Below are 20,572 nucleotides of genomic sequence, written 5' to 3'. Positions count from 1 at the left end.
AGACAGCTTTGCTGACAATATACTCAAAGCTATTGGTTAAAAGGTAAGCCGGTACTGAGGAATGGGGAATATCCCCAACTGGTAACTGTTCACCACGGATTCGGTAATGGGATTATAGGTTTGCCGGAACAAATTCTGGTGATTGGTCAGGTTTTGTATGTCCAGTGACCATTCGTGCGTCAGGTTTTTCTTGTTTACCCTGTAATTTAATTTCAGATCGGTCCGGAAATAATCGGGATTTTTTACCGAATAGGCCCTCTCCTCCTGATAAACGGCCTGGTTTTCCATGATGCTGCGTTCCAAATCGATGGGAGTGATGTATTGCCCGCCGGCAAAGGTGATTTTGAAGTCCAGGGATAAAATGCGATTGGGACTTCCTATTTGCCATTCCTTGCCAAGCAGACCATTCAGTACATATTGGCTGTTGAAGGCGGTATTTCTCCATTCTCCATCACTGCCCTTGTATTTGGAATCAAACAAGGATGTGGTGAGCAGAAAATAAGGTCCTCCGCTGAATTGTTTTTCAAGAGTAAGTTCGAGACCATAATTTCTTCCCCTTCCGCGATTGGTCAGGCTGTCCACATCCGGTATGCCAAAATCGGCACCTGCATTCAGCATGGAAAAGCTGCTGGCATTTTCTTCCACGGCAATGCCATACAAGTGCTGGTAATAAATCTCAGATTTCAGGTGAATGTCCGGGCTTATTTGATACCTGTATCCGGCTACAAAGTGATGCGATTTGGTAAAATCCAGATTTTCGTTTGTTCTCCTATTTTCCCTGGTTGAAACCTGAGATTCCAGAAAATAAACGGGTAAGGGTTGCAGTTGGCTGTGCAGTCCGTAGCCAAGACTAAAGGTATTTCTTTCGTTTTGGTCAAAGGAAAAACCCAGCCTCGGTTCGAGTTGTTGGGCATTGTTTAGCATAAAGTTTAGGTAATGTATCCCAATATTGGCTTTAAACCTTTGGTCAAAACGGTGCTGCCATTGCAGGTGGGATTGAAACAGGCCGGAATTACCGGATTCATTTCTCAAATCCCGGAAGCGTTTTTCGTCGGCCTGGTACAGGCTGTCCCGCAGATTGAAGTTCAGGTAGTCGTAATTGATACCCGCCCGAAAATTGTTTTTGTTGTCCACTTTGCGGTGTACTTCGTATTGCGCCCTGATTTTGCTCAAACCATAATGGTTGCGGTAGAGCGGTACCGCTTCCCTGTTTTCCATGCTCAAAGAATCCACCCGGTTTCCAGAAAAACTATGATCGGCGGATAAGGTGATCACGGCAAAGGTTTGGGGATTGTAATATTGTGTGTGGTTGATGCCTACCACACCCATTTTAGCACGATTATAAATGTTTTGGGACATTTCGGAATATAAATCTGTGGTGCTGCTGTCGGATTCCGAGCCCAGCAAATCGATATTGCTTTTTCCGCCCAAGGCAAAGAAAGAAAACCGCCCCATTTTTTCAGTGGGCAGATCCACTTTCATGGAAAAATCCTGGTAATAAGGCACTGCATTACCGGTGCCGGCGGAGAAACCTACTTCCTGCATCATTGCAATGGTAGAATAGCGGTAATTCAGCAGGTAGGAAGCATTGTTTTTGCCACCCAGGGGACCTTCTGTGCCAAGCTCAAATCCATTGAAACCCATTTGGACCAGATGCTCCCTGCTAAAGGCGTTTCCTTTCCTAAAATTAAGATCAAAAACCCCTGCAGTGGCGTTTCCATAGGCAGCTGGAAATGCCCCTGTGATAAAATCACTTTTGTCCAGGAGGTTGCTGTTCAGGATGCTTACCGGACCTCCTGTTGTACCCATGGCCCCGAAATGGTTGGGATTGGGAATGTCTACTCCCTCTAATCTCCACAATACACCTGTGGGTGAATTGCCCCGGATGATGATGTCGTTCCGGGAATCATTGGCACCACTTACCCCGGCAAAATTCTGAGCCATTCGGGCAGGATCATTTCTGCTTCCGGCATAGCGATTGGTGGCTTCCATATCAAAACCCCTGGCAGAAACGGTGGCCATTTCATTTCGGGCTTCCCGGGAATCCCCTCTGGCCTGTACCACCACCTCTTCCATTTGTTCCAGGTTTTCCTGTAAGCCGATCGTCAGTACGACCTCCTTGCCACTGGTGATGGGGACTTCCCGAAGACTGGTAGATTCATACCCCAGATAACTGATCTGGATGGTAGCCCTGCCGGTAGGTACTTCCTTCAGAACGAACTCACCATTCAGGTCAGTGGCGGCTCCTTTTAGTGGATCCGTACCCGGGATACTTACCGAAGCTCCCGGCAGGGGAGATTGACTTACCATATCCAGTACTTTGCCCCTCACTGTTTGGGTGTACGGTTTCGTTTCCTGGGCTGCTGCCCAATGGCTCAGGCTTAGCAGCATCATTAGTGTGATTAGTTGTTGTCTCATGTCGTGTGTGGTTATCATGCTGGCAAAGTAAAGGGCATGGCAGGCTGGGAGAAAATCAACCTGGATGGACTCGTGTATATTGCCGATGAATCCGTATATTAAATGGATGGTTTTATTTCGGATAGGTACAGACCATTTCCGAGTGATCTATTTGTTTGAATAAATCTTAAAAAATGTCAGCACTTTCAGTGAATTGGTTGGTTTTAGCCGATTACTCCTTTTTGGTATTGCACACCACCCTTATCCTTTTCAATTTATTTGGGTGGATGGTAAAAAAGTGGCAAAGAGCACATTTTTTGACGATTTCGCTTACTTTTTTGTCCTGGTTTTTTCTGGGTATCTGGTATGGTTGGGGCTATTGCTTTCTCACAGACTGGCATTGGCAGATCCTGAGAGATCTGGGGGAATCCAGTATGCCCAATTCTTATATCAGCTACCTGTTCAGTAGGTTTTTCGGCATTTTGCCTCCAGCGCGATGGGTGGATTTCTTTACCGTTTTACTGGCCTTTCTGGCATTGATTGCCTCAGTTTGGGTCAATTTTTTCCAAACCAAAAGATGAAGAAAATTTGATGGTTGGAAGTTCAACCCCGATTAGGTATTAGATTTCATAATACCGGGAAAAGGGGAATTGGGCAAAAAAAAATAGTTGCACCTGAGGGTAATAGGCCAATACTGCGAATAGGGTTCTGTAACAGATCTTGATTTCAGGTCCATTGAAGTCAAAGAATCTACCGGAATTGTATTAGTACTGCAATCAGATAATATCCTTATTCTGTCAAAACCGATAAACAGGCTTCCTGACATTTGCGGCAGGCCTTGGCACAGCGCTGACAATGCTCGTGTTCATGTTTTTCACATTCATCGGCACATGCTCCGCATATTCTGGCACAAAATTTCAGTAATTCATCCAGGGGACCGAAAGACATGGATAATAGTTTTGCAGTGGTACTGCAGGTTTCCGCACAGGCTCTGTCGGTCCGGATGCAGTCTACCATGTGCTGAATATTCTCCTCATCCAGGCAGGCATTTGCGCAATGGTTACAACTCATGGCACATTCATTAAGAATTTGGATCAAATCAGTACTTTTCATGGTTTTGTCATTTGGGTTTAAAAGGAAAAAGTCCAAAAACCATGCCCTTTTTAAGCTGAATGTAGTTTGCGTAATAGATATTACCTGCCAAAATCCCTGAAGGCTTTTAAGGCAATCTTTCCGATAGCAGACTCTGCTTCCTCCATGGATTCAAAATTTTCTACAAATACGGACAATATCAGTGGTTTATCCCCTAAGATTATCCCGGCATCTCCACGCACATAATCGAGGGTGCCGGTTTTGTGCGCCACTACCGTACCTGCAGGCAATAGGCTGGGAATGGTGCTGTTGTCTGCACATCCTTTGAGGCAGTGCATGATTTCCGCTCTTGAATCCTCTTTTAGCCATTTTCCCTCCCAAAGGTTTAAAAGTATGTCGTTAATTTCCCGGGGACTGGTATAATTCTGTCTACCTTCCTCTATCGCCTTAAAATCCATCATCAACCGGTTCAATTGGGTATCCCTGTAGCCATTTTTTTTCAGCCAGTCCTGTATGTAGCCCATTTCTATGGCCCGGATCAGGATATTGGTGGCGGTGTTGTCGCTGATACGGATCATCTCCTCAGCCAGGTAGCGGAAAGTAATCCCGGACCCGTCCGGAAGATGCTGCAGCTCCCCTGCACCACCCACCTTGTCTGTTGCTTGTAAGGAGTAGCGGGCATCAAGCGTTATTTCCCTATTTTCCACTTTTTCCATAAGGGCAATCAGAATAGGAATTTTTATGATGCTGGCGGAGGGAATGCGCTTGTCCGCACTTTGGGAGAATAGCGTTTGGCCTTCCTCATCCTGAATGAGCAGTGAGACTTGCAGGTGTTCCGGAATTTTTTCCATGAAAACCTCCCATGTCTCCTGTGCCTTTGCTGCCTGTGAAAGGACTGAAAGGCAAAGCAGCAGTAACACACACCATGTTGATTGTTGGATAGTAATCATGTTTTTCAAATGCTACAGGGAGGGATAGGTATAGGTTGATTGTAATCCCAATGGTATTCCCAGAGTCCAGTAAATCAGAAGGAAAATGGTCCAGATGACAAGCAGATAAAGGGAATAGGGCAACATCAGGGAGACCAGTGTGCCTATGCCCGTCTGCTTCACATAGCGCTGACAAAAGATGACTACCAGCGGAAAATACGGTAATAAGGGGGTGATGATGTTAGAGACAGAATCACCCACCCTATAGGCCGCCTGTGTCAAATCCGGAGAGATACCCAATTGCATCAACATGGGGACAAAGATCGGACTGATCAAGGCCCATTTGGCAGAAGCTGAACCTACAAGAAGATTTACAAAGGCACTCAAAAAAATAATACCCACCACCGTTACCTGTGAGGGGAGCTGCAGACTTTGAAGAAAGGATGCACCTTTCAGGGCCGTCATCGCGCCGATATTGGATTGGGTAAATGCATCAATGAACAGGGCGCAGAAAAATGCCATGACGATGTAATGTGCCATGCTCCCCATGGCCTTGCTCATGGAGGCAATCACATCTTTGGAATTTTTATAGCTACCGGAGATAAAACCAAATATGACACCGGGTATCCAGAACACCAGAAAGATCAAGGGAACGATAGATTGCATCAGCGGAGCCGAAAAAGCGGTGATTCGCCCGTCCGGACTCCTCAGACTGGAGTTATCCGGAACTGCCCACAAGAACAGCCCGATCAGGCCCAACAGCATGACCATGCTGGCAATTTTGAAGCCCTTCTTCTCTGCTGGCTGCAATGCATCCATTTTTGGGACATCCGTCAGATCCTGGTCTACCGGATTCGTCCGGTTCAAACGGGGTTCTATGATCCGGTCTGTCAGGTACCAGCCCACTCCGATCACTACAAAGCTTGAAAGTCCAGTGAAAATAATATTATTCAGGGGGTTGAGGCTGATTTCCGGGTCGATGATTTGTGCAGCCGATTGGGTGAAGGTTTGAAGGAGCGGGTCTATTGCAGAAGGGATAAAATTGGCGCTGAAGCCTCCCGAAACCCCTGCGAAAGTTGCGGCGATACCTGCAAGTGGATGTCTGCCTGCCGCATAAAAAATGACTCCTCCCAAGGGAATAACCAGGACATAACCTGCATCTGCCGCAGTATGGCTTACGATGGCTACCAATACCAATATAGGGGTAAGCAAACTTTTGGGAGTAAACCCCAGCAGGTATTTCAATCCGGCCGGAATAAATCCGGAGTACTCCGCTACCCCTACACCCAGCATGGCGAGTAACACGACACCCAAAGGCGGGAAGTTGATGAAAACAGCAATCATTCTTGAGAGGAAATCGGCCATCTTTTCACCTGTTAGCAGGTTTTGGATGTATAGCTTTTCGCCCGAGGTCGGATTGATTTCGCCAAAATCTATGGGAGAGAGCAAAGCCGATAACATCCAGGTCAGCAGCATCAGAAATAAAAACAGGATGGCAGGATCGGGGAGCTTGTTCCCTGCTTTTTCAATAGCATTTAGAAAGCGATCCAACAGGCTGTTTTTTTGTAAGTTATCGTCCATTTCTGTTTTTAGAAAACCAAAATTAATAACCTGCAGCGCATTTCCCCGATCCTTAGGTAAAAAATTATGCGATAATTTGATCAGGCCGTGAAAACAATACCGGTCTTGATAGAAGATAACTCCCGCTGCCCGGCACCGCGAAATTTCACCACCTACGCAAACCCATCATCTGCCAACGCTAAAGCGGGTAAAGAACCGCCTTCCCGCAGGGGCATTTTGTATTGCATGACATTAACGGAGCGGAGGCTTATCTTACTCATTCCCTTTTGCCACTGGCAGGTTATTTCTGGACCATTCACTCCAGGATCCTACATACAGCTTGGGTATGGGCAGGCCTGCATGGGCCATTGCCAGGAGGGTGTGGCAGGCGGTGACCCCCGAACCGCAATGAACAATGACCTCGTCCGGGGACCGGGCAAGCGCGGAGGCATACTTCTTTTTCAATTCATCCGGAGATAAAAAACTGCCTTGATCGTCCAGGTTTTCCGAGAAGGGGATGTTGACTGCACCCGGGATATGACCGGCGATCAAATCTATGGGTTCGGCAATTCCCAGATATCTCTCAGCTTCTCTTACATCCAGCACTATTTTTTGCCTGTCTGTAGCTGCTATCTCCACTTCTTCGAGATCCGCCAGCGGCAATTGCCAGCCGGATACCGGATAGGATGCTTGTGGCTCAGGTACTTCTATTTTCTGGCTGACAGGAAAACCCGCTTTGATTGCTGCTGCTTTGCCTCCGTCCAGCACCTGTACCTTGTCATGGCCCAGGGCCCGGAGCATCCACCAAAATCGCGCAGCGGACATGCCGGCGTACTTGTCGTCATAGACTACTACATGGCTTTCCGGCCTGATGCCAAGTACACCCAGGGTTTTTGCAAATTCCTCCGGTTGGGGTAGGGGATGGCGCCCGCCAAAGGCGGCATCTTCACCGATTTCTGACAGTTGGCGGTTCAGATCCACATGTAGCGCTCCCTGCAGGTGGATGGTTTCGTAATTTTTTTTGTCAAAACTGGCATCTATTAGTACCAGCTGTTTGTCTTCTTTCAATTCCAGCAATTCTTTTGGCGAAATAACAGGGTTGGTAGAGGTCATATATACGCTATTTATGGTTGATTGGCTTCAAAGATAGAGGGGATTGCACAGGCATCTCGGAATATAATTGAAAAATGATTCAGATATCAAGCAAATCATAAATTTTTCTCCCGGATGAATCGTTTGTGTGCCACTGTGCTTTCACAGGTGGTTACTTATTGCGGTTATAGTTGTGACGCAGGTGATAAATACAATCTCTAAAGATCCGTCAAACCGATTTAAAATTAAAGAAAATAACTTTTGAAAATGAACGGCCTTTTCTATATTTGCTCCAGCTTATGAAAAAAACGAATCAAATCTGGTGGTGGCTTGCTTACTTCTTTTAGAGGGAGAACAGCTATCCATTGCCCAAATTTGAATAAACAAAGATACTTAGGCTTGCTGGACTCCCGGCAAGCCTTTTTTTTATGTTAATATACGTCCAATGAAACCTATAAGAATAAAAACCCGGTACAAAAAGCTGCTGGCAGATACCATTACTCCGGTGAGTATTTATCTGCAGATCCGTGACAGGTACAACAATACCATTCTTCTGGAGAGTTCTGATTATCACGGAAACGAAAACAGTTATTCCTATATCTGTTGTGAACCCATGGCTTCCTTTTCTCTGGTCAGGGGCAAAATCAGAGAGTCGCTGCCCGGAAAGCCTACCAGCTTGCGTAGCCTGAGCGAAGGGGAGAAAATAATGGATGCGCTCAGGAATTTTTCGAATAACTTTCAGGACGAGCAGCTTGATTTCAAATTCATTACCAATGGCCTTTTTGGCTACATTCAGTATGACGCCGTCAATTATTTTGAAGACATCCATCTGCAAAATACAGATGAGTCAGAGGTTCCCTTAATCCACTATGCAGTCTACAAAAACATGATTGTAGTGGATCATTTCAAAAACGAGTTGCACATTTTTGAACACTATCTGGACGATGATCCGGGGGAATCCGGCATCCCCAAAATTGAAATGATCCTGAACAATAAAAACCTTCCCAGTTATGGTTTTGAACTGAAGGGGGAGGTGAGTTCTAACTACACGGATCCGGAGTTTCTCGAAATTCTGGCCAGGGGAAGAGACCATTGCTTCCGGGGAGATGTTTTTCAGATCGTTCTTTCCCGCACCTATTCTACAGCATTCAAAGGAGATGAGTTTAACGTCTACAGAGCGCTGCGTTCTATCAATCCCTCCCCCTATCTTTTTTACTTTGATTACGGCTCCTATAAGGTGTTTGGCAGTAGCCCTGAAGCGCAGATTGTAGTCAAGGGACAGACGGCAACCATATACCCCATAGCCGGAACTTTCAAGCGTACGGGCAATGACGCAGCAGACGCCCAGCTGGCTGTGAAACTATATGATGATCCCAAGGAAAACTCAGAGCACGTGATGCTGGTAGACCTTGCCAGAAACGATCTCAGCCGCTCTTCAGTCAAGGTCAATGTAGAAGTATTCAAGGAGATTCAGTATTATTCACATGTCATCCATCTGGTGTCGAAAGTCACCGGAAAACTCCCCGACGGGGCCAATCCACTTCAATTGGTCGCCGATACCTTTCCGGCGGGCACATTGTCCGGAGCACCTAAGTACAGGGCGATGGAGCTGATAGACGGTCTGGAAAATTGTGCCAGAAAGTTTTACGGAGGAGCCATTGGGTTTTTAGGTTTCAACGGGGATTTTAATCATGCTATCCTGATCAGGTCGTTTGTTTCGGAAAATAACCGCCTTCGTTTTCAGGCAGGTGCAGGGGTAGTCGCCAAGTCCTCCATCGAGAGCGAGTTGCAGGAAGTGAGCAACAAGCTTGAAGCATTGAATGTAGCCCTCAAATCCGCAGAAAGTATTTAAATAAAAAACGCTGCGTGCAGGGATTAGCACTCAGGTTGGAATGATGATCACAAGTGCGCATTAAAATGGCCGTAAAAAGATAATAAAATAGCAAATGAAAATACTGGTACTGGACAATTACGATTCGTTTACATACAATCTGGTATATATTATCCGAGACCTGGGATACAGTCCTGATATTTACAGGAATGACAAGATAAGTCTGGAGGAGGTGGGCAGGTATGATAAGATTATGCTTTCCCCCGGTCCGGGGATACCTTCCGAGGCAGGTGTAATGCCGGAATTGATCAGGAAATATGCCTCTGTCAAAGATATTCTGGGTATTTGTCTGGGGCATCAGGCCATAGGTGAAGCCTTTGGTGGAGGGCTGATCAACCTGACTGAAGTGGTGCATGGTGTGGCTTCCAAAGTACGAATCCAGCCGGATCCGCTGTTTGATGGCGTTCCGGAATTTTTTACCGTTGGCCGGTACCATAGCTGGGTGATTGACGAAACCCTTTTGCCGGATGATCTTGAGGTGATTGCCAAGACGCCAGATGGGCAGATCATGGCCGTGCGGCACAGGCGGTACAGGGTGAAAGGATTGCAGTTTCATCCGGAAAGCATTTTGACCGAAAATGGCGTGCAGATTGTCAAAAACTGGATTGAAGGAGCTTAAAAATAAATTGGAATGAAAGATATATTGAACCACCTTATTGAGCACAAGACCCTGAGTAAAGACCAAGCCAAAGCTGTGCTTAAAGAAATGACCTCCGGAGAGGTGAACAACAGCCAAATGGCTGCTTTTCTTACCGTTTTTATGATGCGCAGTGTGCGGGTCGAAGAGTTGATGGGCTTCAGGGAAGCCATGCTGGAACGCTGCATTCCGGTGGAGATCCCCGAGTATGGGGCCATTGATCTCTGCGGTACTGGTGGAGACGGTAAAGATACCTTTAATATTTCTACCCTGGCCTCTTTTATAGTAGCGGGAGCGGGTCAACCGGTTGCCAAACATGGCAATGTAGGGGTGTCCTCAGTTTGCGGCTCCTCCAATCTGCTGGCGCATTTTGGATATGAGTTTACCAACGATATCGATAAGCTGAAAAGTAGTCTGGACAGGGCGGGGATTTGTTTCCTGCATGCCCCGCTGTTTCATCCTGCCATGAAGCATATCGGACCTGTGAGAAAAGAACTGGGCGTCAAAACATTTTTCAATATGCTTGGTCCGATGGTAAACCCAAGTTTTCCCAAAAAGCAGCTTGTAGGAGTGTTTAGTCTGGAACTAGCCCGGCTATATGCGTATCTGTACCAAAACAATGATGTCAGATTCAGTGTTTTGCATGCCCTGGACGGCTACGATGAAATATCCCTGACGGGTGGTCTCAAGTGGATTTCCAACAGTGGTGAACAGGTATTGAGTGCAGAAGACCTGGGTTTTAGCACCATATACCCGGATGCCATCAAGGGTGGAAAGACAGTAGAGGAATCGGCACAGATATTTCTAAAGGTGTTGGAAGGCAGCGGAAGCACCGAACAAGAGTCTGTGGTCATCGCCAACGCCAGTGCAGCCTTACTGACCTCAAACGCGGGATGGACTTACGACCGGGCAAGAGAAGCTGCCACCGACAGTCTGAAAAATGGAAAAGCATTGCGTGTTTTTAAAGAATTGGTAGATCCGAAAACATCCATAAATATCGGTTGAACATGAATATACTGGATAAAATTGTAGCCTTTAAAAAATCAGAAGTAGAGGAAAGAAAAAGTCTTTACCCGGTCAAGTTGCTGGAAAAAAGCCTTTTTTTTGACGGCCAAACCGTATCTATGCAACAGTACTTAAAAGATCCGGAGAAAACGGGCATCATTGCCGAATTCAAAAGAAAATCTCCGTCAAAGGGCTGGATCAATACAAATGCAAAAATTGAAGAGATCACCATAGGCTACATGCAGGCAGGAGCATCTGCTTTGTCTGTATTGACCGATCAGGAGTTTTTTGGGGGTTCTGACGAGGACCTGAGACAGGCCAGAAAATTCAATTTCTGTCCGATACTTCGCAAAGATTTTATGGTCGATGAATATCAAATCATTGAGTCTCGCTCTCTGGGGGCGGATTGCATCCTGTTGATTGCCGCGGCACTGGATCCAAAACATCTGGAAGACCTGGCTAAATTGGCCAAAAAATTGGGTATGGAAGTATTGCTGGAAGTGCATGACCGTAGGGAACTGGAAGAAAGCCTTAACGACAACATTGACCTGGTGGGCGTAAATAACCGCAACCTGAAAACTTTTGAGGTCAATGTGGAAACATCTCTGCAACTGGCGGAAGACATTCCGGAAAAATTTGTAAAGATCTCAGAAAGTGGCTTGTCCGATCCGGCTACTCTGGTGCGGTTAGGCCAGGCAGGTTACGATGGATTCCTCATCGGAGAAAATTTCATGAAAACCATCAGGCCACATCAGGCAGCCTATAATTTCATGCAGCAGTACAGGAAATTAATTAGCGAACAGTACAAAACCAAAGAGGCATGATCATTAAGGTCTGTGGCATGGCAGATCCCGGTAATATTCAGGGCCTGGTGGAACTAGGCCTTGTAGACTGGATGGGAATGATTTTTTTCCCGCCTTCCAGGCGTTATGTTCCCGGTTTTGGGCATGCTCCCGACAGCTACCGCAAGTGGCCGATTCCTAGGGTCGGGGTATTTGTGAATGCATCCGCTGCCCTTATCCGGAGTACGGTACATGCCTATGGCCTGGACAAGGTCCAACTGCATGGCGATGAGTCTGTAGGGCAGGTAGAGGAAATCAGAAATGGATTTGAGGGGGAGTTGATTAAGGTTTTTCGTATGGGGGCAGATTGGTCCTGGGAGGCTCTGGAGCTTTACCTGCCTCATGTGGATTATTTCCTTTTCGATACAGATGGGCCTTCATTTGGAGGTACGGGCCATCGGTTTAATTGGGAAATTCTGAAAGAATATACCCTCGACAAGCCCTTTTTGCTCAGCGGAGGGATTGGCGCAGAGCAGGTAGCTGAAATTCTGGAATGTTACCAGAGCCTGCCAGCCATGAAGGGAATAGACATCAACTCCAGATTTGAAAAAAAGGCGGGATGGAAGGATTTGAAATTGATCCGTAAATTTGCTCTGGAAATAAAAAGCAATGCCAAGTAAATAATAATATAGATGGATAAAGCGATAATAAAAGTAGACGAAAACGGGTTTTACGGGCAGTTTGGAGGCGCCTATATTCCTGAAATGCTGTATCCCAACATAGAGGAGCTAAGGGAGAATTATGAATCTATCATGGCTTCAGGGGATTTTAGAGAAGAGTTTGACAGGCTTCTCAGGGACTATGTGGGCCGGCCCACGCCCCTGTATTTTGCCAACAGGCTATCTGAGAAATATGGCGCAAAAATTTACCTGAAGCGGGAGGATCTCTGCCATACAGGAGCCCATAAGATCAACAATACCGTAGGTCAGATCATCCTGGCCAGGAAATTGAACAAAAAGCGCATCATCGCCGAGACCGGAGCGGGTCAGCACGGCGTTGCGACTGCTACGGTTTGTGCCCTGATGGGTATGGAATGTACGGTATATATGGGTGCTGTGGACATGGAGCGACAAAAACCCAATGTCGAACGCATGCGGATACTCGGAGCCAATGTGGTACCGGCCAATTCCGGGAGCAAGACCCTGAAGGATGCTACCAATGAAGCCATGCGACAGTGGATCAATAATCCGGTAGATACGCATTATATCATCGGGTCGGTAGTGGGGCCACATCCTTATCCCGAAATGGTCGCCAGGTTTCAGTCTGTCATTTCTGCTGAAATGAAAGTTCAGTTAATGGAAAAAGAAGGCAGGGAAAATCCGGACCTGGTGATTGCCTGCGTAGGCGGTGGCAGCAATGCCGCCGGGGCATTTTATCACTATTATAACCAGGCTGATGTGAGACTGATCGCTGTAGAAGCAGCGGGTTTGGGGGTACTATCCGGTAAATCGGCGGCTACCACTGTGTTAGGAAAACCCGGGATTCTCCATGGAAGCAGGACTTTACTGATGCAGACAGCAGATGGACAGGTAGTAGAACCACATAGCATCTCGGCGGGACTGGACTACCCGGGTATAGGGCCGGTTCATGCGCATCTCTTCGATTCCGGGCGCGGAGAGTTTGTGGCAGTAGAGGATGAGCATGCCATGCAGGCTGGTATTGAGCTAAGCCGTCTGGAAGGCATTATTCCTGCCATCGAGTCTGCCCATGCTTTTCATGCCCTGAAGCAAATTAAATACCGGTCCTCGGATGTGATTGTGATCAACCTTTCCGGAAGAGGCGATAAGGATTTGGAAACATACATCAAATGGGGAAATTACTAAACTGATATGAATCGCATAGATCAACTATTTCAAAATAAGAAAAAATCGATTTTATCCATTTACTTTACAGCAGGCTTTCCCGGGTTACAAGACACCTTACCCATTATGGAAGCGATAGAAGCTGCGGGCGCAGATATCATTGAAATCGGGGTGCCTTATTCTGACCCTATTGCAGATGGGCCTACCATTCAGGAAAGCAATAACCAGGCACTGAAAAACGGGATGACGCTCCATCTGTTGTTTGAGCAATTGCAGCAGATGAGGGAAAAGGTGAGCATACCCGTTATCCTGATGGGGTACCTGAATCCGGTGGTGCAATATGGAATGGATGCATTCTGTAAAAAGTGCAAAGAAGTCGGGGTGGATGGACTTATTCTGCCTGATCTTCCTATGCAGCAGTATCTGAGCGAATACAAGTCACTATTTGATGCCCACGACCTGCGTAACACTTTTTTGATATCCCCACAAACGTCAGAAGCGCGTATTCGGGAAATCGATCAGAACACAGATGGTTTTATCTATATGGTATCTTCCGCCAGTATTACCGGAGCCAGGAAATCCGTATCTCCGGAGCAAATCGCTTACTTCGAAAGGGTTAAGGCCATGGGGCTTAAAAATCCCAGGTTGATCGGCTTTGGTATCTCAGACAGCAGTTCCTTTCAAACGGCTGCGGCCCATGCTCATGGTGCCATTATCGGGAGTGCCTTTATCCATGTACTCAGGGATTCAAAAGACCTGAAAAAGGATATTTACCAGTACATTCAAAGTGTCATATCATGATTATACAACTAAACCAGGACATCAGCAACACCCAGAAAGCTGCCCTGATGGATCAAATCAACCACATGGGATATAAAGTGACCGAAGTCAAAACCCAGGTAGGTGATTACCTGATCGGTATTGGCAAGGCAGCCATTGATATCAGGAAAATCGGCTTGCTGAATGGTATTCAGGACATACATATTGTGTCGGATGAATACAAGTTGGTGTCTAAAAAATGGAAGGTAAAACCAACCAGGATTGACTTGGGAGATGGTATTGGTATTGAAGACGGAGAAATGGCCATCATCACCGGACCCTGCTCGATTGAGTCAGAGGAGCAGATTGCAAAGGTGATCGGACACATGAAGGAAAACCAGATCAGCCTGATGCGGGGTGGTGTATTCAAGCCCAGAAGCAGCCCCTATGCCTTCCGGGGTTTGGGAATGGAAGGCCTGAAAATATGGTATCAGCAGGCCAGAGAAGCCGGCATCAAGATCGTAACAGAAGTCATGCAGGTATCCCAGATTGAGGAAATGCACGACTATATTGATGTGTTCCAGGTAGGGGCCAGAAATACACAGAATTTCAACCTCCTGGATGAATTGGGCAAAGTAGACAAGGCGGTAATGATCAAGAGGGGCATTTCTGGTACCATTGAAGAGCTGCTGCAGTCTGCCGAATATGTGTTTTCCGGCGGAAATGAAAAGCTGATTCTTTGTGAAAGGGGGATAAGGACATACGAAAAAGCAAGTAGAAATACCCTTGATCTGAATGCGGTTCCTATACTTAAGGCAAAATCCCATTTGCCGGTGGTGGTTGACCCTTCCCACGGTATTGGTATTCGGGAATTTGTGCCTCAAATGGCCCTGGCAGGGGTAATGGCAGGTGCAGACGGTATTATCTACGAATCCCACGAAAATCCGGATAAAGCTTATTCTGATGGGCAGCAAACGTTAAATTTCGCACAAAGTGCACTGCTGGCAGATCAGATCAGAAAAACCTTTGCCTTGAGGAAGACCTTTGACCTCTTGTAACTGCAGCAGCACGGTGGGGAAAGGCCCATGGAAATCATCGTCCTGTCGCCTCCTGCAGCGCAATCGTTTTGAACCGGCAGATCTCACTAAAAGCAGCTATCAGGGAGGGCAGCCTGAAAGTACAGCCGTCTGTTAAGCTAAGCGTCTTTTGGAGGCATAAAGGTTAGGGAAATCCCGAAGGTTTGCCCATCTGGATAGCTCCTCAATTCTTAAGTAGTACCGGATCTTCGTCTGGTTTTGGCATGATTTTATCTGCCATTTTTATGAATAGCAGAAGACAGGACTACAGTTTATTACGGTCAGGACTCATAAATTTAAATTTTACATTTTAAAAATATAACTTTATAGGTATTGTCAAACTGTCGGTGTGTTTTTTCGTTCTATTTATAACAATTTGTCGATAGTCCAGACACTCTGCAAGCCGATAGGAGGGCGGTTTTGGCAGGTGTGTTCCAAACGAAAAAAAATGATGGCAAGAAAACCGGACGATGTATTATCAGATCCACGTCTTGATCCGCTAAAACAGGAATATGGCAGCTACAGCCAGGAAGATTTTGAAGTGTGGAAAATTTTATTTGAACGCCAATACAAAATCCTGCCAGGGGCTGCCTCTGAAAAATTTTTGGAGGGTTTGCAGACCATTGGATTTTCAGCCGAGGGGATAGCCAATTTTGAGGAGGCCAATAAACGCCTCGCCGATATCACCGGATGGGCCATTCATGTAGTTCCGGGGTTGATTGACGACGACCTGTTTTTCGGCTTGCTGTATCACAAGCGATTTCCGGCTTCTACCTGGTTGCGCAAAAAGGAAAGCCTGGATTACCTCGAAGAGCCGGACATGTTTCACGATGCATTTGCGCACCTGCCGCTGCTTACAGACCCGGATTATACCCGCTTTCTCAAGGAATTGGCGGGCATTGCTCTGAAGTTTATTGACAATCCCCTGGCCATTGATTTGCTGTCGAGGGTTTATTGGTACACCATCGAGTTTGGTTTGATCCGGGAAAGAGGGGCTTTGAGAATTTACGGGGCCGGTATTCTCAGCTCAGCAGGCGAGACCAAATACTGCCTGTCGGAAGAACCCCAGCAGCTTCCCTACGATGTGGAAATGGTAATGAATACTCCCTTCTGGAAAAACAAGTTTCAGGACCGGTATTTTGTCATCGATGATTTCGAAATGCTCTATGCCTCGGTCCCATCCATTGAAAGAAATTTGGTAGACCTACTGGAAAAAGGCGAATAATTCCGGCGTATTTCGGGTGTTTTTTATTAATCTTGATACCACATGTTTTCTGGTAATAAATTACATCAAGATGCGCCTTTCATTGAGGAAATATTTCAATTTACTTCTCCTGGTTGTATTGGGGATCCATACGCCTTTGCTTGCCCAGGATAACCTGGACATATACCTGGCCATCGGGCAGTCCAATATGGCCGGCAGGGCAGTGGTACAGCAAGATTTGGAGGCTCCGGTTGATGGGGCTTATGTATTTACGGGAACCGATTGGCAGCCAGCTTCCAACCCAATGAATATCTACTCCAGCGTAAGAAAGGACAGCAGCATGCAGCGGCTCAGCCCAGCCTACGGCTTTGTCAGGAAAATGAAGGAACTTTACCCCGAAAAGCACATCGGCATGGTGGTCAATGCCCGGGGTGGGTTCGCCATCGAGGAATGGATGCCGGGATCCCATTTTTTTGATGAAATATTAAAAAGGGCACGGTCCGCTTCGAAATACGGCAAGATCCGGGGCATAATCTGGCACCAGGGTGAATCCAATGCGGGAGCCGTGGAGCAATATATGGCTCAGCTCGATACTTTGGTCGGCGCTTTACGCGATTCCCTGGGCTTGCCCCGCTTAGCCTTTGTGGCGGGTCAGCTATCGGAAGACAAGGCAAGCCGTAAAGCCTTCAACACAATGATGCTTGAATTGCCGGAAAAAATCCCTTATACCGCATTGGTGGCAGGTTTTGGGACCGCTACCTTCGACAGTACTCATTTTGACAGTCCCAGCCAGATACTGCTCGGAGAAAGATATGCCGATAAAATGAAAACACTTTTGGATGAAAATACCAGCTCTGAGCACTTCGCCTTTGGCCTGATCACTGATGTACAGTACGCCGATGCCGCCACCGCCGGCAAGCGAAATTACCGGGGTACGCTGACCACACTGGAGCAAACCATTCCCTTTCTGAATGCATATGACCTGAGCTTTGCAGTCCACCTGGGTGACCTCATAGACAGGGACTTTACCAGTTTTGACCGGCCTCTGGCTATCCTCGACAAGAGCAGGGCCCCCTTTCACCATGTTTGGGGGAACCACGATTTTTCGGTCGCAGATAGTCTCAAACAGGAGGTGGGTAAAAAGTTGGGCAATGAAATGGGGTATTATGCCTTCGAAAAAGGCCATCTGGTATTTCTGGTGGTAAACGGAATGGACATCAGTCTGGAAGGTCACCCTGAGGGTAGCGAAAACTACCAAAAAGCAGCCTCCCTGATGGAGGAACTGGAGGCTGCAGGAGCCAATAATGCCAAACCCTGGAATGGGGGAATTGGAGACGAACAGCTTCGATGGCTCAGTCAGCAAGTGAAGGATGCTGAGAAAGCCGGTAAAAAAGTGCTGGTTTTTTGTCATTATCCGCTCTTGCCAGAAAATGGCCTTCACCTGCTCAATAGCCGGCAAGTAATCAGGGAGGTTGGGCATTCGCCGGCACTGGTGGCCTGGTTTTCCGGGCACCACCACGAAGGGAACTATCTTCAGGACGAAACAGGACTGCACCACCTGACTTTTCAAGGGATGGTGGAGGCAAGCTCTCCGGCACTGGGAGCGGTGGTAACCGTCTACCCGGATAAATTGATCATTCACGGTATAGGTCATGAGGCAGTTCGCATTCTGAAATTCAGGTGATTGGGAGTGGCCACTGCCGGGTCTTTGAATCGGCTCAGCAAAATTCCCCTTCCCGGTACTGGATTAATTTTTATATTAGCGGTCTAATTGAAAAATCATGTATACCCGTTTTGCCAAAGTGTTTTATTTCCTTTCTATTGGACTTTTCCTTTTCTTGTTGCTCTATGTTTATGCTGCACTACCCGAGTTTGCCACCTATGCGGTCAATGACCTGGGCATGCCACAAAAACAAGTGAGCCGGGATGCTTTTTTTTATATTTCAATAGTCTTCTTTTTGATTTTCAATCTGTTGTTGGTCATACCTGCCAAGTTAATAGAAATGAAAATTAGCCTCACCTTGAAAAGGCTTTTCCCCGTGGGAGATCCCTACAGAGACAAGATTTTGGCCTGGATTTTCTCTTTCACCGGTATACTCAACCTGGCCAGTGCCGCACTGGTTTTTTATGTGCATAGTCTCAGCAACCAGAATGAAATCAGCAGTTCGGAATTTAATTTCTTTTTCTACCTGGCACCCCTGTTATTATTGGTATGGATAATGGTCCTTGTCTTCCTGCTGACAGGAAAGATGAAACAGGTGAAATCAGGTGAAATGTTAAGTTGAAAAAGCAGAATTTATGGCAGCAAACGTACAATATACAGAAGACAGCATCAAATCCCTCGACTGGAAAGAGCATATCCGGTTACGACCCGGAATGTACATCGGTAAATTGGGGGATGGTAGTGCCCAGGATGATGGCATCTATGTGCTGGTCAAGGAGATACTAGACAACAGCATTGATGAGCACATGATGGGTCATGGCAAAACCATCGAGGTAAAGATCAGTGAGCACAAGGTGGAGATTCGTGACTATGGACGAGGCATCCCATTGGGAAAAGTGATCGACTGCGTTTCCAAGATCAACACGGGGGGTAAATACGATTCCGGCGCTTTTCAAAAATCAGTAGGGCTCAACGGTGTGGGTACCAAAGCAGTAAATGCGCTTTCAGAGAGCTTTATGGTGCAGTCATTCCGCGAAGGGGAAAGTAAGGTGGCGCTGTTTCAGAAAGGAGAACTTATTGAAGACCGCAAGGTAGAAAAGACCTCAGAGCGTAACGGTACCAAAATAGTGTTTTCGCCCGACGCCTCCGTGTTTAAAAATTATCATTTTATCCCCGAGTACCTGGAAAACCAGATATGGAATTATGCTTTTCTCAATTCGGGTCTGACCATCAATTTTAACGGCGTAAAATTCTATTCCCAGAATGGGCTGCTGGATTTGCTCGACAGAAAAGTCGATGAGGACAGCCGAAGGTATCCCATCATACATTTGAAAGGTACAGATATCGAAATTGCGCTCACCCATTCCAATCAGTATGGAGAGGAATATTACTCTTTCGTTAATGGTCAGTTTACCACCCAGGGAGGTACCCATCTGGCCGCTTTCCGGGAATCCATTGTGAAGTCGGTCCGCGAGTTTTTCAAAAAAGATTATGATGCTTCCGATATCAGGCAAAGTGTGGTGGCGGCCATAGCTGTGCGGGTACAGGAACCGGTTTTTGAATCGCAGACCAAAACAAAACTGGGCTCCCACAGTGTAGGTCCGGATGGGCCTACCCTCAGGACTTTTGTTAACGACTTTGTAAAGGTAGAGCTCGATAATTACCTGCACAAGCATCCTGACACCGCCAATGCCCTGCTCAAACGGATACTGCAGTCCGAGAGAGAGCGAAAGGAGATCTCCGGCATCAAGAAGCTGGCCAATGAGAGGGCAAAAAAAGCCAACCTGCACAACAAGAAGCTCCGGGATTGCCGCGTGCACTATGACGACAACAAGGCAGATACGGAGCTGAAAGACGGCACCATGCTCTTTATTACAGAGGGTGACTCTGCTTCCGGATCCATTACCAAATCCCGTAATGTGCAGACCCAGGCAGTTTTTTCACTGAGAGGAAAGCCATTGAATTGTTATTCGATGACCAAGAAGGTAGTGTATGAAAATGAAGAATTTAACCTACTGCAACATGCCTTGAATATAGAGGATGGGATTGAGGGATTGCGCTACCGGAAAATCGTGATCGCCACCGATGCGGATGTGGACGGTATGCACATACGCTTGCTGATCATGACTTACTTCCTGCAGTTTTTTCCCGATCTGGTAAAAAACGGGCACCTCTACATTCTGGATACCCCACTTTTTCGGGTCAGAAACAAAAAGGAAACCATTTACTGCTACACCGATGAGGAGCGGCAGCGGGCCATAAATAAATTGGGGAAAACGGCTGAAATAACCCGGTTTAAGGGTTTGGGAGAGATATCGCCCGAAGAGTTTGGAGGGTTTATAGGCGAAGATATCCGCCTTGAGCCAATTATTCTGAATAAAGAGACCAAAATCGCCGATCTGCTGGGCTTTTATATGGGGAAAAATACCCCAAACCGGCAAACTTTCATCATCGATAACCTGAAAATAGAAAAAGACATCGTTTTTGATGATCCGGGAGTAAAGACAACCGAAGAGGAGACTGAAACGGTTTGAAGCTTTGTTATTTCTTAATTAAATACCACCTATTTATTTCACATTTTATGAAATAAATAGTATTATTTCATATTTTATGAAATAAAGTT

The 20,572-nt window shown here is 46.6% G+C and carries 18 protein-coding genes and 1 pseudogene; 13 read left to right on the top strand and 6 right to left on the bottom strand.

The features are described 5' to 3' along the window. Positions 1-36 precede the first annotated feature (36 nt). Positions 37-2,418: a TonB-dependent receptor gene (locus BUB19_RS18760; protein WP_073096705.1), complete on the bottom strand. Its 2,382-nt coding sequence runs from the start codon at positions 2,416-2,418 to the stop codon at positions 37-39. A 173-nt stretch (positions 2,419-2,591) separates the two neighbouring features. Between BUB19_RS18760 and BUB19_RS18755 the strand changes: the two genes are divergently transcribed. After that, positions 2,592-2,978, top strand: coding sequence for a DUF2784 family protein (locus BUB19_RS18755; RefSeq protein ID WP_073096702.1), 387 nt, complete (start codon positions 2,592-2,594; stop codon positions 2,976-2,978). Between the two features lie 208 nt (positions 2,979-3,186). Here BUB19_RS18755 and BUB19_RS18750 read toward each other — a convergent pair whose 3' ends face one another. The 5 genes and pseudogenes from BUB19_RS18750 to BUB19_RS18735 form a co-directional block, all read right to left on the bottom strand. Continuing rightward, on the bottom strand, positions 3,187-3,510 hold the full coding sequence (locus BUB19_RS18750) for a four-helix bundle copper-binding protein (RefSeq protein WP_073096699.1): 324 nt from the start codon (positions 3,508-3,510) through the stop codon (positions 3,187-3,189). An 80-nt stretch (positions 3,511-3,590) separates the two neighbouring features. Continuing rightward, positions 3,591-4,439 carry a serine hydrolase gene (locus tag BUB19_RS18745; RefSeq protein WP_084097467.1) on the bottom strand — a complete coding sequence of 283 codons (849 nt, stop codon included), beginning with the start codon at positions 4,437-4,439 and terminating at the stop codon, positions 3,591-3,593. A 12-nt stretch (positions 4,440-4,451) separates the two neighbouring features. Continuing rightward, positions 4,452-5,999 carry an AbgT family transporter gene (locus BUB19_RS18740; protein WP_073096696.1) on the bottom strand — a complete coding sequence of 516 codons (1,548 nt, stop codon included), beginning with the start codon at positions 5,997-5,999 and terminating at the stop codon, positions 4,452-4,454. 155 nt (positions 6,000-6,154) lie between these two features. Then, a pseudogene (locus BUB19_RS24560) lies at positions 6,155-6,259 on the bottom strand (HipA family kinase); the annotation flags it as partial. Further along, positions 6,252-7,091, bottom strand: coding sequence for a sulfurtransferase (locus tag BUB19_RS18735; protein WP_073096694.1), 840 nt, complete (start codon positions 7,089-7,091; stop codon positions 6,252-6,254). The pseudogene BUB19_RS24560 and the gene BUB19_RS18735, both read right to left, overlap by 8 nt. Positions 7,092-7,515: 424 nt before the next feature. On the opposite strand from BUB19_RS18735, the gene BUB19_RS18730 reads away from it, so the two are divergent. The 12 genes from BUB19_RS18730 to BUB19_RS18675 all read left to right on the top strand — a co-directional run bounded on the left by BUB19_RS18730 (position 7,516) and on the right by BUB19_RS18675 (position 20,483). Continuing rightward, positions 7,516-8,922, top strand: coding sequence for an anthranilate synthase component I family protein (locus BUB19_RS18730; RefSeq protein WP_073096691.1), 1,407 nt, complete (start codon positions 7,516-7,518; stop codon positions 8,920-8,922). Between the two features lie 94 nt (positions 8,923-9,016). Beyond that, entirely contained in the window at positions 9,017-9,580 is a 564-nt protein-coding gene (locus BUB19_RS18725) for an anthranilate synthase component II (protein ID WP_073096688.1), read from the top strand. Between the two features lie 12 nt (positions 9,581-9,592). Then, positions 9,593-10,603: an anthranilate phosphoribosyltransferase gene (gene trpD, locus BUB19_RS18720; RefSeq protein ID WP_073096685.1), complete on the top strand. Its 1,011-nt coding sequence runs from the start codon at positions 9,593-9,595 to the stop codon at positions 10,601-10,603. A 2-nt stretch (positions 10,604-10,605) separates the two neighbouring features. After that, complete coding sequence (trpC, locus tag BUB19_RS18715; RefSeq protein ID WP_073096682.1) at positions 10,606-11,427, top strand: indole-3-glycerol phosphate synthase TrpC; 822 nt, start codon at positions 10,606-10,608, stop codon at positions 11,425-11,427. Further along, on the top strand, positions 11,424-12,065 hold the full coding sequence (locus BUB19_RS18710; protein WP_073096680.1) for a phosphoribosylanthranilate isomerase: 642 nt from the start codon (positions 11,424-11,426) through the stop codon (positions 12,063-12,065). The genes trpC and BUB19_RS18710 overlap by 4 nt, the downstream gene beginning before the upstream one ends. A gap of 12 nt (positions 12,066-12,077) precedes the next feature. Next, on the top strand, positions 12,078-13,268 hold the full coding sequence (gene trpB, locus BUB19_RS18705; RefSeq protein ID WP_245802903.1) for a tryptophan synthase subunit beta: 1,191 nt from the start codon (positions 12,078-12,080) through the stop codon (positions 13,266-13,268). A 6-nt stretch (positions 13,269-13,274) separates the two neighbouring features. Next, positions 13,275-14,048 (top strand): tryptophan synthase subunit alpha, encoded by a 774-nt coding sequence (gene trpA / locus BUB19_RS18700; RefSeq protein WP_073096678.1) that lies wholly within the window; start codon positions 13,275-13,277, stop codon positions 14,046-14,048. Continuing rightward, entirely contained in the window at positions 14,045-15,064 is a 1,020-nt protein-coding gene (aroF, locus tag BUB19_RS18695; protein WP_073096675.1) for a 3-deoxy-7-phosphoheptulonate synthase, read from the top strand. Before trpA ends, aroF begins: the two co-directional genes overlap by 4 nt. 466 nt (positions 15,065-15,530) lie before the next feature. Beyond that, positions 15,531-16,307 carry a phenylalanine-4-hydroxylase gene (locus tag BUB19_RS18690; protein WP_394333888.1) on the top strand — a complete coding sequence of 259 codons (777 nt, stop codon included), beginning with the start codon at positions 15,531-15,533 and terminating at the stop codon, positions 16,305-16,307. Between the two features lie 70 nt (positions 16,308-16,377). Beyond that, positions 16,378-17,970: a sialate O-acetylesterase gene (locus tag BUB19_RS18685; RefSeq protein ID WP_143156098.1), complete on the top strand. Its 1,593-nt coding sequence runs from the start codon at positions 16,378-16,380 to the stop codon at positions 17,968-17,970. A gap of 97 nt (positions 17,971-18,067) precedes the next feature. Then, entirely contained in the window at positions 18,068-18,571 is a 504-nt protein-coding gene (locus tag BUB19_RS18680) for a DNA topoisomerase IV (RefSeq protein ID WP_073096669.1), read from the top strand. Positions 18,572-18,584: 13 nt separating this feature from the next. Continuing rightward, positions 18,585-20,483 carry a DNA topoisomerase IV subunit B gene (locus BUB19_RS18675; protein WP_073096666.1) on the top strand — a complete coding sequence of 633 codons (1,899 nt, stop codon included), beginning with the start codon at positions 18,585-18,587 and terminating at the stop codon, positions 20,481-20,483. The last annotated feature ends 89 nt before the right edge of the window (positions 20,484-20,572 follow it).

This window comes from Cyclobacterium lianum (assembly GCF_900143075.1).
Taxonomy (GTDB): Bacteria; Bacteroidota; Bacteroidia; order Cytophagales; family Cyclobacteriaceae; genus Cyclobacterium; species Cyclobacterium lianum.
The sequence above is the reverse complement of the archived record's forward strand: the minus strand, read 5'-3'. Positions and strand labels throughout refer to the sequence as shown.